Raw genomic sequence first — 13,736 nt, 5'->3', positions numbered from 1 at the left:
TAACTGATTAGAGTTTTTATTTAGTTGTTTTTAGTAAGGTTTTTATAGATTTTTTTTACCAGCAGTTTTCGCCTTCTCCAATAGGTATGCATATGTCTTGTTCTTTTGCTTTTTTGGCAGCTTTTTTAGCATCTTCGTCAAGTGTGCTCTTATCATTAACCTCCTGATCTGTAGTCCACTCCTTAGTGCCCCCAGCATTACTTTGCTGTTGTTCTGGCTGTAGTTTCGGTTCGCCTGCACAGCCCGCTAGAAGAGCTGAGGCGGCCATAAAGATGGCTACAGGAGATTTTTGCCTCATTTATGTGATCCTGAACTAACTTTAATGAACATTGTCTCTTAACTCAAATATTTTTGTCATAAAGATTACTACATAATGCTGTATCAAATGATTACCTAGTCACCTAGTCGCCTTATTAAATTGCTGTAGGCCTGAAAGATAAGGTCGAGTTCATCAGATCTTCCTTGAGCAGCGAGGATCCCTCGTGCTCCAGCATTAAGGTTAAAAAGTAGGTTTCTGTCTTCACTGCTTTTTATATGGCTTTGTATCCAACCTATACACACGATCCGCTCCCCTTTTGTGACGGGTTCAACAGCATGAAGACTTGTGCTTGGATAGATCACTATTTGGCCTGCATTTAATTTAATCTTTTTTACATCTTGCATCGTTTGTATGCACAAATTTCCCCCTTCATATTCATCCTTTTCGTTTAAAAATAACGTAAATGAAAGGTCACTTCTCCCGGAGCTCATATAGGGATTGTCAACATGCATTCCGTAAGAGTCGCCAATACCTGTTCGGGTAAACATCAGTCCATGAATACTTTTAGGAAGGCAAAAGCTTTTTAATAAATCATTGTTAGAAATTTCCTGGGCAACTTGGTCTGCTTGTAATTTTGATACGTAAGAATCTCTTGAGAGTTGAAGATTCCTCTTAACCTTTGCTGCTTGACTCCCAGCAGTCTTTTTCCCATCTACCCAGGACTCTTTATCACTTAAAATAGAATTGACAATTGTTTCGGCCGACCCTTTGCTAATTAAATTTTGTTTTAAATATTCCATAGGATTTTAAAGGGCTAAATGCTATTTCATCAACTTTAAGCTTAAGCCCCGAGAGGGTCATTAGCTACATTTACTTGTAAAATATTTTATAGTTCATGCATCTAGTCGATTAAGCCTATAATGTATAAGTTGGCTCATTGATTGGATTGAGAAATGGTTTGCTCTCTAAGGCTTACCTCTGGTGTCCTTCTTGCTGCTTTCTTGACAAGTTGTACTGCTGACAAAGCTTTATTTGGTGGGGATAAGCCGCGACCTAAGACTCCTTCTGCTACTTCAGTTCAAAGAGAAGTATTAGTTTATTCTGGGCGTCATTACAATACTGATAGGCAAATTTATAAGAAATTTTCTGAGCAAACCAATATTAAAATCCGACTTATTGAGGCTACTGGAATCTCCTTAGTTGAAAGGCTTAAGCGTGAAGGTAGAAACTCAAGAGCTGATTTGATTTTGCTAGTAGATGCAGCTCGGATTAATAATGCGGCGAAAGAGGGCTTGCTTCAACCTTACCGATCTAAAAAGTTAGATGATACGGTTCCCTCTGTCTATCGTGATCCTGCTGGTAGATGGTATGGCCTTACAAGAAGGGTCCGCGTTATAGTTGCAAATCCCTCAGTAATTGATGTAGACAAGATTAATACTTATGCTGATTTGGCAAAGCCTGGTCTGAAAGGTAAGGTTTGCTTGAGAAAGAGAAATAGTGTTTACAACCAATCATTGGTGGCAGATCAAATTTCACTATATGGAGAGCAGTCAACTAAGTCTTGGTTGAAAGGGATGATTAACAATGTTTCTGAACCTTTCTTTGGTGGAGATATTTCGTTGACAAGAGCAGTAGCACAAGGAATTTGTGGAGTAGGAATTACTAATCATTATTATGTTGCAAGAATGCTTGGAGGCATAAATGGTGAAAAGGATAAGGCTTTGGCAAAAAAAGTGAAGGTCATTACTCCCAACCCCGCACATGTAAATGTTAGCGCTGGCGGTATAGCTAAGTATGCAAAAAACAAGGCTGAAGCTATTGAGTTACTTGAATTTCTAGCATCACCTGATGGGAGCACTGGTCTAGCTGGACCTACATTTGAACATCCTCTAAATGGTTTTAGCAACTCTCCATATGTACGTAAGTTTGGGAACTTCATTCCTGATGGAGTATCGATAAAGGCGTTAGGAAGTTTGAATGCCAAAGCCACGAAGTTAATGGCTAAGTTTGGCTGGAAATAATAGTAAATTGATTTGTAGCGAGCTGATATTTTTTAGTGAAGATTTAAAATCTTCCTGGTTCCCAAAGGGTGATTTATTATTCTTTTTGAGTTTGAATACTCAAAGAGTAATTATTTGATTTTTACGATAATATAACTTTATAATTAGTCGACCTTAGTCTATAGGCTCTGGAGAGGTGGCTGAGTGGTCGAAAGCGAACGACTCGAAATCGTTTGACGGGAAACCGTCCGTGGGTTCGAATCCCACCCTCTCCGTACCAAACTCATTCACACGGGAATACAGGGTCTCAAACTGGAGTTCTGTAGTCGATTTCAGCGGTCTACCTTTCAGACATATGCACACAAAGGCAACGCAATGCAATTTAAACGGTAGGGTATTTTGACTGGAATGGTAGGGTATAAAGTGTCTGATAGGGTATTTTTAGAAGCGTTTAATTCTTTCATTCAATGTTGTTTATACGAGTATATCTTTGGTGAAATGAAAAAACATCCTTATAAGAAAGTGTTGGAATGGTGAACCTTCCCCCACACTTCTTGGACGAAAAGAAGAAAGAGGTTGTCTTCCATATCAAGGGAGGATTCCCCGTGACTATGGGAATCCCCACTTGGATGAAAGCGTTTCCACCTGAATACAAAGGTGTCGTTGTGAGGTGCGAGGAAACTTTCTATCGTTTAAGAGAGGTAGCAGGAGAATGAGCAAAGAAATGACTCGCCATTTCCTTTCATTCCTTTCGTCTTACCAAAGGGGAATCAAAGCAGGTGATTTTTATGAGGAACCTGTTGGAGATGATTTTGCCTATCCAGATTGGTAAGCGATGCACTATTCCGATGCACTGTTTATCTTTGCTCCCACGATTGGATCGGTGATTTTCTTTGTGGTGATGAATATTGTGATTACAAGGGTCTTCACCAAGGGCCGAGACAGAAGATGATTGATTCCTACACACTTGAGCAGTGCAAGAAAGATAAGGAAATTAGACAACTTAAAATCAAGAATTTGGAGCATGCCATTGACCAGTCAGAAGCGATGATTGCTGAATCGCAAATCGATGGAGATGCCTTGACCTTTTTAAGAAGGAAGGTCGCCGACTCAAGACAAGATTTAGAGGTGCTTTATTTAATGAATGATCAGGAGTAAATGAGATCCTTCCTTCTATTGCTATTACTCATCCCTTTACCTGTATTGGCACAAGAGAAAGAGGGGTATTGCAACGAAGGAAATACCTACGCGATGCGTGAATGTGCTTTCAGCAAACTTGTTCAGTCAGATAAAAAGTTGAAGCAGGAACTGAAATCCAAAACTTTTGAAGAGTGGGTAGGAATTAGGCAAACGATGTGTGAAGAGGCATATATGCAATACAAAGAAGGCACTATCTATCCACTCATGATCATGAAGTGTTCTGTTGACATGAATAAGACTCTGCTAGAAAAGACAAGAGGACTCAATTGATAATGAGGCTTTCAATATGGATTGGGACGCAGCAAGAGCACACTGCAAAGAGAAGAAATGGAAGTGGACTCTGGATTTGATCGACAAGTATCAGAAGGAGATGGAAGAACTAAAAGACGAGAGCGTAAAACTAAAGCGTCAGTTAGTCCTTCGCTCTCAACTCAACAAGTAATGCCAGTCTTGATAATTGGTTGGAGCGTATACGACAAACTCCCAGATGAAGAGCAAAAGGAGTTTGCGTTAGTAGAGCGTTATAGGACTGATTATTTCTATGAGTGCTATGAGTATGAAAATGCGAAGGGGAATAACAATTATGAGTGGAGTGATCGCTGCTTTAACAGTCAGGAAGAGTTATTGGACTTCTTTGGTTATGAAATGATCGAAGACTTAAATGCAGATGCCGTGTATGCAAGAAGGCTAGAGACCTTTACTGATGAGGATAAAAAAAGGTGGATGAAATTAAGCGATGCTGGAAATCAAATCAAAGTGATGGGAGCGAAATAAATGCTTTCAAGTATCCGAAGGGTCCATGATGCCACGATTGCTCGTTATAGAAGGTTCGGACTCAGCAACTCCACGATTACTTGGTTACTCTTCGGAGAAGGTTTATTTGTTCTGCTAGTTATATCTAAAATTCAGTCAATTTTAATTGCCCTTTATTAGTTGAGTTGCAATAGGAGGGTTGTTTCTCTTCTGAGCACTATGCCCAAGTCCATCGCGCATCGTTTTATACGCCTTCCAGAAGTAGCGAACATAATTGAGGTTTCAAAAGGCACTATTTATAACTGGATGAATGCCGTAACATTTCAAAAATCAATATGACTTGGAACTCTGATCATTGTCTGATTGGAATCTGATGTTAATAAATAGATCGAAAATATATTGAAGAGATTTAAGTAGAGTTATAGTAATGAAATGCAAGTAAATTACAACGTTGGAACTTGGTTGTACTGATTGTAAAATTAATGGTAGGGTATTTGAAGAAGTATTTGGTATTTCCTTACAAACTCATTCAAGCAGGTCTAATAGATCCACCAACAACTATAATTGGAGCAACAACCTTAAATAAATCCTTGACTGTTTTATTCACCTAGTAATTATTACAATTAGGTATACCATATATTGTCCACGTAATTGTTTTATTTGATCTAAATAAATTGAACTTATAGGGTTGACTCCCTGTTAGCGGAAGCGTTGGCGGAAAAGTCGATTTTTCTGAATCACCTGCTTATATGTGTCTATACCTGCTTTGCTAGGTGCAAGTCGGAGCACACCCTCTCCGTTTTTGTAAGTATCCTGACGTTCCAGGAAGTCCCATCATTGCTGCAATTTGGCGAATTCAGGAGATTTTTACTCTTAGTTAGTTCCAGAAAGGATCAGTAGGTTCCAATTTGGTGTTAGGGAAAATGTTAGAGAATTCTTGCTTGCTTTTTTGATGTAATTTTTCAGGCGTAAGAGTTTTGGATCTCTTTTTAGTTAACAATGTTATTAATTCTAATATTTTCGATTAGGATACCAATGAATGCATCTGAACCATGTTCAATTTAATCGGTTACATTGTTTATTTAGTAGCATTAGTAGATTTCTTGGGAATGTTCCTAGGATATGACATAACAGGTTTTTCATGGTCGCCTGTTGTTTTTTGTGGTTTGGCAGCAGGGTGTCAGTCAGAGCAGATGGAAAAGTTTGAAGGATCAAAGTTAAAAACGAACAAGAAAGAATTGCCTACTCTTTGGAATGACTTTTTAAAGAGTCTTAAAAGGAAGGACCTCAGGTCGATATCTTCATCTATATCTGTGATCATAAGTCTAATAATGGTATATCGTTTGTTGTTTATTGGAGATGAATTTTATTATACAAAAATAGATCTAATAAATATTATTTTCTTATCACTAATAACTAGAGAGACTCTTAAGATTAGAAAGGATAATTATGTCCCTTTAGTCCTCGTGCTCTTCAGTATAGTTATTAATTTATGGATATATTCTTTGTAAGAAAAAACTGTTTTCTCGATTCAATCCATCCTTTGAAGGTAGCCACTCACTTTCACAGAGTAGATAAACTCTCTTTAGTTTCCAGAGATTTTTGGTGATAAAGTATAAAAAAGTTGCCCTTATTTGGCGGCACTCATGACAAAAAACGTGTGTGAGGGTGTCGTTCTTCAGCCCTACTCCTCCATGGGGAAATTTGGGAAGACCTGAAATGAAGTCTCATGAGTTCCCGTTTAGGTGCTAGGGAAAATGCTAGGAAACAAACCAAAAAATAACCCAAAGTTGGTTCCAGGAAGTGCCATTTAGGCCCTAATTAACGGACACCCTCTCCGTGTAAGACTTGGTTGGACTTAGGAGAAACAACGATGAAAGAAGTATGTTGATTAGGTTGATTTTCTGGCAAATAAAATCAACTACTAGATCTTTAAGGCATAACTCTATGAGGTATTTTGATACTTTGCTTTTCTTTTTAAATTTATAATTAGTAACTTGGAGATAATTTAATCAAACATATCCTGAAGAGTACTTCCTAGAGATGTAAATGCATCAAGCGCTTTTAAAATATCAATTAAAGTGCTTGAAGTTAAGAGTATGCTTATAGTAATAGCAATAATTGGAATAATATTTTTATTTTTAACTGACCAAGCATCTCGGAAGATCAAAGAGAAAAATGAGAGGTTTACTAGATACAAAATATTCATTAATATTTGCTGGAAACCCCATAGAAATAACGCCGTGCTAAGTGTTAGAGATATTGTAGATAAGAGGTATACTCCTTTCTTCTTTTTAGTTAATTCAATATGCTTTTTAAATTGGTCGGAAAGATTCTTTGTGTTGAAATCGTTGTTACTTAGCATGGTCAGAACTATATTCAATATTCTAGCAGTATATACATATTGCTGGACCCTCTCAGATTTATGATCAGGATATTGCCTTTTAGGCTGCTCTAAAACTATTTCTAATATGATCTGTCGATCATTACTTTTGACTGCTCTTCTGTTTTCTTACCCTGCCATTGGGTGTGAATGGCGTAGCGAAAGAAGCTCTGATGCGGTAATACGCTTCCATGATACATCGATGAAAGCCAGCCCTGAATGGAAGGGTACATTGTTCTATAAGGGGAATAAGGTAAGGTCTTTTTCTCACGGTCAATATCAAGGATATGCAACAACTTGGTGGTCGACTCCTCGAGAAGACATGGTGGGTAAAAGTACTACTGGATCAGTTCTGCTATTTGTAGATAAGGAGCCCCTTAGAGGGCATAAGAATGCCAAATCAGTTAAAGGCAAAAAGACTGTATTGATAGTGGGATTAGGAAGTAGTCTTTGGTATGGAGAAAAGCAATATTTACGCGATGATATAGATCTTTTATATGCCGCAGAAGGGTTTTGGCGAGTTTCTAGGGATTGTCCAAAAATCGATAGATATTGAGGTCTTATTACCCCGTTTGAGGCATGAGAGAAATGACGATATCTATATTTAAAACTATTTATTTAAGGCTATAAATTAGATATAAATGCTATATGTATAAGATCAATGTTTCTAATGTATTTAGTTTCTTCAGAGGTTGCATAATAGTGCCGTTGTAAAAATTTAGCTAAGCAGCATCTTCATTGATTTGATGCTCTACCAATTCCCAACCGTTATTCAGCAACTTATTCCAAGTTTTTACAGCATCTTCTGGTTCCATCGATCTAGTGTCCTTGATGTGTGTAGGTACACCGTCTTTAGTGGAATACCAAAGTTGAGTTATTACCTGAGGGTTTCTTGCTACGGATTTGGTGTCACGAATGAAAAAGAGCACCCGCTTCCTTTCAGGGTGAATTAACCATCCAGTTGGAGTTGGTAATGCTCTCTCAATTTCAGCGACCATAAGTTCAGTGTTTCAAAGGATCAAAAAGGAACCACGCTTAGCGCTAAATCCAAGGGCCTTTTAGGCTGGGAAGGAGCGCCCGCGAAAATTCTAAGGTAATACAAGAGTACTAATCGAGGAGTGGCTCGTCAAGTTGTATGGCTTCTATGGCGATTACTTAATGGCTGCGTTGCAAGACTTGTGGATGAATTTTGGAGCTTTAAGGTTTTGTAAGTAACCAAAAAGCCTGCCCTAGGGCAGGCTTTTTGGGAGATCTAAAGCAAGTGTTTCCTTGTTTCCACTGCTCGGAAGATCAAACTCCTCACATTAGGTATCATTACCTGGATCTCTTCCTTTGACAAGTGCAACAAAAACGGTGCACTTGTCGAGAGGCGTTCATACCGCATAAATTTGTGTGAGAAGGTTCGAAATTCTGTTTTATTGCTCCCGGGGACAGTGTAGTTCAGTGAAAATCCGTTAAAAAGGTATCAGTTTATTGATTTATCTATGTCTTTACTCCCCCGCTGGGAAGTTATGACGGATGACGCAAAAGCGTTAACAAAGAGAGTTCTGCTTTCTGCTGTTGCCATTCTTTTTGTTCTCTCGGCGTTAAGAGCCTTGATACCCTGGGTGTTGATAACTTTGTTGGGGTATTGGGCTTTCAAGTTTTTATGGAAAGGCAATTGATATAAAAAGGATTTTACTTGTTGCTACATCAAAAAACTAAGTGAAATCATCACTTTTTACTGATTAAAAAAAAATTTTGTACATAAAGTTTTCTTGACTACATTTATTTCAATTCACTAAAATTGGAGAATAGATATTTTCTTTTGAAAACCTATTTATTTAATAAATTAATTTAAAAGGAAATATATCAATCTTCTGCATTTTCAAACTGTTTTGCAAGTTTAAATGCCTTTTTTATAATCAAATATACTCCATAAACCCCAGCCAGTAATGGAAGTATGATTAATGGATTAGGACTGTAGTTGGAATAATCCTTGACCCCATCTACGTATTCAATCCCAGAGCATTTCAGATACATCAAACTTGTAAAAATGATAGCCCAGCCAATTATTGAGAGTACACCTCCTTTTTTATCCCCTTCATAAAACCTGTCTAACCCCCATCCCCATCCAATACCGAGTAATACGCCTCTTGTGATGGCATTTTTTTCTTGCTTCCGAAGCATTGTTCAACAAATGGCTAATGTTCTGAGTGAACATAGCTGAATTTTCCAGATTCAGCATCAAACAAAATTAAGCCCTCATAAAGCAAGAAGCCTTGATGGCAAAATTTGTTGTCGGTAGCTGGCTAGTGCCTTAGTGAAGCAGTGATTTAGCACTCTTCTGGCCAAGCTCTAAGGATTAGAAAAATTAAAGAGGGCGGGGTATTTCGATCCCGCCCTTTGAGTCGAGCACTTATCTAAGACCGTTCATGCTCTGACTCCTAAGCTATTTATAAATCGCTCAACTAAAAAATCAACGGTATAAACACCTGTTTTGGAATCTAGGCTGATTACTTAATTTCTTTGTGGATAGTCATCCTATTGAGCTGCGGGGAGAACTTCTTGAGTTCGAGCCTTTCAGTGGTGTTTCTCCGGTTTTTTTCGGTTGTGTATCTTGAGACGCCAGGAGTGCGCTTTTCTGAGTCGGGGACAGTCCTACACTCGGTACACTCAAGGGTTACAACTATCCTGGTACCTTTTTTAGCCATATGACATGAGTTCCTTTTAGGAGCCTTTCTATAGATATGTAGATCATACAATCAAACCTGTCAGTTCTACCTTTCAGCTGTTAGGAAGATCGGAGCCCCTCCCTTTAGGCGCTTTTACGTGTATCTATTGCTTTAGCAAGTCCAACAAAAAAAGCGCACTTGTTGAGTGGAGTCCATGCCGCACAAATTTGTGTGAGGACTGTCGAAATTCTGTATTACTGCTCAAATCAGCTCCTGGTCAAATAGGGTTTTCTTGTGAGGGCATCAAGATTTTGAGTTTTTTTTCATGAACTGTCTGACTAGAAATATATAGGCGATTTGTCCCCAAACAGTCGCTAAAAGAAAGGGAGATGCCTGTTGTGTCTCTCTTTTTTTGTGACTTTTGCTTCTCTTCGTTTTCTCTTAGTCATTGAAAAAGGATATTTCTATCCGATTTGGATCATGCTCTACAAAGTTCTAATGATTGATTAAACCAAAATTTAGAAGCAGATACTGCCCACCAGAGCAGCTTCATTGCCTTAGGGATCAAGAAATTGACCTTACTTTTGTTTTGCCTAATGCTGAGAAGCCTGAAGTTTCGGCGAAGTTAGGCAGGAAGTAAAAGATTTATAAATTCTAATGTAGAAGCAAGAGAAAGGCTAAAAGTACATTTTTTGTTGTTCGCAACTTTAATGGCGGCAACTAGAGCAGTTTTGCCTACTGACTTTCTGTATCGGCTGAGTTAGAAATTAAATATTGGTCCATGCATGTAATCTAAAAAAATCAGTGCTGGACATCCAGGGGCCGCTATGGCCCCTAATAAATAGTAGCCGTTGATGTTTATTTTAGATCGCATATATTTTTGTGGTTTAGTATTTTTCAAGGGTCTGAATTAAATGATAATTCTCCCATTTACTTGACTTTAGTACAAATCTTGTTTGAATTCCATATCCAGAGGATATTTCTCTGATAAAGGAATAGGAATCCTCATATGCCTCTGTAGGAATTTTTGCAAAATAAATAATTGTCTTCTCCGTAATGATGTTTGTATGTGTTGGGTCCATAAATGCCTCCGGCTTTGGATAAGCAGGTGTTTTGTGCATAAAAGTGCCACCAGTTTTTAATACTCTAGATATTTGATTCATACAAAATATAAAGGGGTTTTCAACATGATTAGGTTCATATATGGGTGTTCTTGGAAGGTGTTCTATAAAATCAATTGCTGTTACGAAATCTACTGATTGATCTGGTAAAGGAATTGGCTCACAAAATAGATTGCATGCCATTACTCCTGGATAAGCATGTATATCTATTCCTATTACTTTGTCGGCTTCATATGGATTTCTAATGGTCGAACCACAGCCCAAGTCAACAGATATCTTCATGGGTGATGAGTCAAGTAATCACTCATAAATCCTACTATCATTTGGTCCCTTGGATAAAACTAATAAAATATGGTTAGAGTTTAAATTTTTCAATAATTACAAGAGTTTTCGTCATTATTTGAATTTCTATATTAGGTTGCCCTGAGTTGTATTTGCCTTTTTGGATATAGGAGAAGAAAAAATTAGTCAGTTTTTTTGGCTAAAAGCCTCTATTTCTTTTGCAATATTTGTTGCATTATAGTTTCGAAGAAGAGATACGTCTCGAATTGTTCCCCATTTGTTTCCGGTACTCTCTAAACAGTTGATATGATCGACCTTGGTATTTAGTGAAGAGAACTGCAAACCCAGATTTACTTGCATATCTTCCTCTGGGTCCCTTATTACTTTCGTTAGTAAGATTATTTTGAATTTAGGTTTTTCAATACCCATTAAAATATGGAAGGCGCTCCCTTCTGTTCCAGCAATATATTTAGCATGTTTGTATAACGATAATTGGTTTTTAACAGTAGTTCTTTCTGGAAAAATTATAGTCCAACCTAATTCAATCAACTCCCTTTCGATTTCTTCTTCTCCGACAAACTTACGAAGCCTAGATGGCATTTTTGATCTTGAAATATATAATTTACTTGGATGTATTTGAGGAGGTAACTCGCCCACCTTGTTTGAAAAGTAATCATTGCAAACATAATCAGTGTCTATTTTTTCAATATTTTTTATATAAAGCTTGAGATAAGTTTGTACAACTTTGCAATGGTTAGGATGCATGAAATCTCTTAATACCATAGTTGGTCTAGGTATTAGGAGTTGATTCACCCTTAGAGGTATGTCTTCATCACCCACATGTATTAATTGTTTGGGGTCCAGAGACAAAAGAGTTGCCAACGTTTCTTTATGCTCTTTGCATTTGGCTGGAATAACTATAGTTAACTCATTTAAATTAAAACCATTTTCTACCCACATTAGTAAGGGGTAAATACTTGAGCACATTTCTGTTAGAGCATGACCTATATGATTAAACTCAAGATATTTAATCCAAATTGCGGACCTGATTTCATTAAATTTTGGGTAGTTGGATAAATTTAGGCTGTGAAAAGAGCCAAGTGGAAAATCTCTCGAGTGAAGCTTTTTACCCCTTGTTATAATACTTTCATTAAATGGCAAGCCTTGCAGATTGTAGACTCCATAAATATTTGTTATGACTGCACCTTGAATTAAGGAACATTCAAAAGAGGAAGTATTTGTCTCTTTAATTGTCTTATCTGGTTTGATGCATGAATCCATGTTCGAATCTATATGAATATATTTTTCATAGACCTGAGAAACGAATGGATTCCTCTCCATCTCTAGGCTTGAATAACTTCTACCTAAAATTTGATAGACACTTTCCAACCATTCCTTCCCTTGATAAATTCTTTGTGTATTTCTTATAGGAACCGAGTTCTTTAAAGCATCGTTAGCTTGTTTTTGGTTATTGACTTTATAAAGACTCCAACCAAGACCTAAGTAAGAGCTATTATTCTCATTTAGTGCTATGGAATTACAGAATGCATTTATAGAAGCCTTGTATTGTTTTATTTTAATAAGAGCCCAACCAAGTCCTTCGTAGGAATCCCATACTGGTTGCATTAGAAGTGATGCATGGAATGCATCTATAGCTTCTTGATAACGCTTTGTCTTTAAAAGTGCCCAGCCAAGCCCTTTTAAGGAATTCCAGTCTTTTATAAATTCAATCGATTTATCGAAGTTCTGAATAGCTTCCTTGTATTGTTTTGTATTTAATAGAGCCCACCCTAGACCTTGGTATGAACTCCAATCTTCTTTCAGGATAATTGATTTTTGAAACGCTTCTATTGCTTCTCTGAAATGGTTCATTCTAATTTGAGCCCAACCAAGTCCATATAATGTGTTCCAATCTTCTTTAAGAGCAATTGATTTTTGGAAAGCATCAACAGCTTCCTCGAATTGATTGTTCCTAAATAGCGCCCATCCAAGGCCTTGGTAGGAATTCCAGTCTTCTCTAAGAGCAATTGATTTTTGGAATGGACTAATTGATTCTTTGAACCGGATGCTTTTATATAGAGCCCATCCCCAACCTTGGTAAGAGTTCCAGTCTTCTTTAAGAGCAATTGATTTTTGGAAAGCCTCTATTGCTTTTTGATACTGGTCAGTGTTTAAGAATGCCCACCCCAATCCCTTGAAAGAGTTCCAGTCTTTTTTTAAGGTAAGTGATTTCTGCAGTGCTTCAATTGCTTCTATAAATTGGTTGGTTGTAAAAAATGTAGATCCCAGGCTTTGGTATGCATCCCAGTCTTCTTTAAGAGCAATTGATTTTTGGAAAGCAAGGATTGCTTCTTGATACTTTCCTTGTTTCTGCTTTTCTTTTGCTAAAGCTAAAATAGCTCCAGCTGCTTTGCTATTATTCATTATTTACACTTGGCAGGTACTAATAAGAGTTAAATGGATATGCCTCATATGAAAGGAACTAATCAATTTTATTATTTGACCATTACCTAAAAAGCAGTTGGATTAATTATCTCTGAAACTATTAGGCCCGGTATAGAAACTAATATGGAAAGCACTAAGCCTATTAAAATAGATTTCCAAACAGAGATTTCTTTCTTGTTGCTCTTATTAAAAAGCCATCTTTGGTAGGGAAAGTTATATGCGTAAATAAAACCAACAGAAATACCAAACAAATTATTAACCGAGGTGGGAAGATTAGTTACTGCAACAATGAAGTCAAATATAAATGAAGCGATTCCAAGAAACCAAAAGTAGTTCCAATGACGTATTTGAACTGATATAAAAGGACACCATAAGAATCCAATCCAGGAGAAACCAGGTAGAGGCTCATTCTTATAGGCTTGACTTATAGTATTAATAGCTTTGCCTTCTGGGTTGCTAAGGATGTGGTAAAACCCTCTCATTGAGCTTTTTAATGAAAAACCTTTGCTTATAAGCAAGTCTATTTTGTCAAGCCTTTCTTGCATTTGCGGTGTGACTGCCATGAAACTCGTATTTTAATTATTTATAATGTTATTTCTAATTACCAAAAAATGCAATACAAATAAAATGTTTTAATAG

General features: G+C 37.2%; 15 protein-coding genes and 1 tRNA gene. 8 read left to right on the top strand and 8 right to left on the bottom strand.

Annotated elements, in window-relative coordinates; all coding sequences use genetic code 11:
- Nucleotides 1-55: 55 nt before the first annotated feature.
- Complete coding sequence (locus tag SOI83_RS03650) at nucleotides 56-298, bottom strand: hypothetical protein (protein ID WP_320677285.1); 243 nt, start codon at nucleotides 296-298, stop codon at nucleotides 56-58.
- A gap of 95 nt (nucleotides 299-393) precedes the next feature.
- Entirely contained in the window at nucleotides 394-1,059 is a 666-nt protein-coding gene (locus SOI83_RS03645; protein ID WP_320677284.1) for a Fe2+-dependent dioxygenase, read from the bottom strand.
- A 153-nt stretch (nucleotides 1,060-1,212) separates the two neighbouring features.
- Here SOI83_RS03645 and SOI83_RS03640 point away from each other — a divergent pair, with 153 nt between their 5' ends.
- The 8 genes from SOI83_RS03640 to SOI83_RS03610 all read left to right on the top strand — a co-directional run bounded on the left by SOI83_RS03640 (nucleotide 1,213) and on the right by SOI83_RS03610 (nucleotide 7,151).
- Nucleotides 1,213-2,280, top strand: coding sequence for an extracellular solute-binding protein (locus SOI83_RS03640; protein WP_320677283.1), 1,068 nt, complete (start codon nucleotides 1,213-1,215; stop codon nucleotides 2,278-2,280).
- Nucleotides 2,281-2,449: 169 nt separating this feature from the next.
- Nucleotides 2,450-2,534: transfer RNA gene (locus tag SOI83_RS03635), tRNA-Ser, on the top strand.
- A gap of 673 nt (nucleotides 2,535-3,207) precedes the next feature.
- Nucleotides 3,208-3,417: a hypothetical protein gene (locus SOI83_RS03630; protein ID WP_320677282.1), complete on the top strand. Its 210-nt coding sequence runs from the start codon at nucleotides 3,208-3,210 to the stop codon at nucleotides 3,415-3,417.
- Entirely contained in the window at nucleotides 3,418-3,729 is a 312-nt protein-coding gene (locus SOI83_RS03625) for a DUF1311 domain-containing protein (protein WP_320677281.1), read from the top strand.
- Between the two features lie 21 nt (nucleotides 3,730-3,750).
- Nucleotides 3,751-4,233, top strand: coding sequence for a hypothetical protein (locus SOI83_RS03620; protein WP_320677279.1), 483 nt, complete (start codon nucleotides 3,751-3,753; stop codon nucleotides 4,231-4,233).
- 198 nt (nucleotides 4,234-4,431) lie between these two features.
- Nucleotides 4,432-4,551, top strand: coding sequence for a helix-turn-helix transcriptional regulator (locus SOI83_RS09675; RefSeq protein WP_414153430.1), 120 nt, complete (start codon nucleotides 4,432-4,434; stop codon nucleotides 4,549-4,551).
- Between the two features lie 713 nt (nucleotides 4,552-5,264).
- Nucleotides 5,265-5,723 (top strand): hypothetical protein, encoded by a 459-nt coding sequence (locus SOI83_RS03615; RefSeq protein WP_320677278.1) that lies wholly within the window; start codon nucleotides 5,265-5,267, stop codon nucleotides 5,721-5,723.
- Between the two features lie 981 nt (nucleotides 5,724-6,704).
- A complete protein-coding gene (locus SOI83_RS03610; protein WP_320677277.1) occupies nucleotides 6,705-7,151 on the top strand; it encodes a hypothetical protein in 447 nt (148 codons plus the stop codon).
- 166 nt (nucleotides 7,152-7,317) lie between these two features.
- Here SOI83_RS03610 and SOI83_RS03605 read toward each other — a convergent pair whose 3' ends face one another.
- The 6 genes from SOI83_RS03605 to SOI83_RS03580 all read right to left on the bottom strand — a co-directional run bounded on the left by SOI83_RS03605 (nucleotide 7,318) and on the right by SOI83_RS03580 (nucleotide 13,660).
- Complete coding sequence (locus SOI83_RS03605) at nucleotides 7,318-7,593, bottom strand: DUF1651 domain-containing protein (RefSeq protein ID WP_320677275.1); 276 nt, start codon at nucleotides 7,591-7,593, stop codon at nucleotides 7,318-7,320.
- An 853-nt stretch (nucleotides 7,594-8,446) separates the two neighbouring features.
- Nucleotides 8,447-8,764 carry a hypothetical protein gene (locus tag SOI83_RS03600; protein WP_320677273.1) on the bottom strand — a complete coding sequence of 106 codons (318 nt, stop codon included), beginning with the start codon at nucleotides 8,762-8,764 and terminating at the stop codon, nucleotides 8,447-8,449.
- Nucleotides 8,765-9,090: 326 nt separating this feature from the next.
- Nucleotides 9,091-9,288, bottom strand: coding sequence for a 50S ribosomal protein L33 (gene rpmG / locus SOI83_RS03595; protein ID WP_320677272.1), 198 nt, complete (start codon nucleotides 9,286-9,288; stop codon nucleotides 9,091-9,093).
- 848 nt (nucleotides 9,289-10,136) lie between these two features.
- Complete coding sequence (locus tag SOI83_RS03590; protein WP_320677271.1) at nucleotides 10,137-10,652, bottom strand: class I SAM-dependent methyltransferase; 516 nt, start codon at nucleotides 10,650-10,652, stop codon at nucleotides 10,137-10,139.
- Nucleotides 10,653-10,838: 186 nt separating this feature from the next.
- Complete coding sequence (locus SOI83_RS03585; RefSeq protein WP_320677270.1) at nucleotides 10,839-13,076, bottom strand: tetratricopeptide repeat protein; 2,238 nt, start codon at nucleotides 13,074-13,076, stop codon at nucleotides 10,839-10,841.
- Nucleotides 13,077-13,162: 86 nt separating this feature from the next.
- Entirely contained in the window at nucleotides 13,163-13,660 is a 498-nt protein-coding gene (locus tag SOI83_RS03580) for a hypothetical protein (RefSeq protein WP_320677268.1), read from the bottom strand.
- Nucleotides 13,661-13,736: the final 76 nt, after the last annotated feature.

Source organism: Prochlorococcus sp. MIT 1300 (genome assembly GCF_034092375.1).
In the GTDB taxonomy this organism is placed as follows: Bacteria; Cyanobacteriota; Cyanobacteriia; order PCC-6307; family Cyanobiaceae; genus MIT-1300.
Note: the sequence above shows the minus strand (reverse complement) of the source record. Positions and strands in the feature narration are given on the sequence as shown.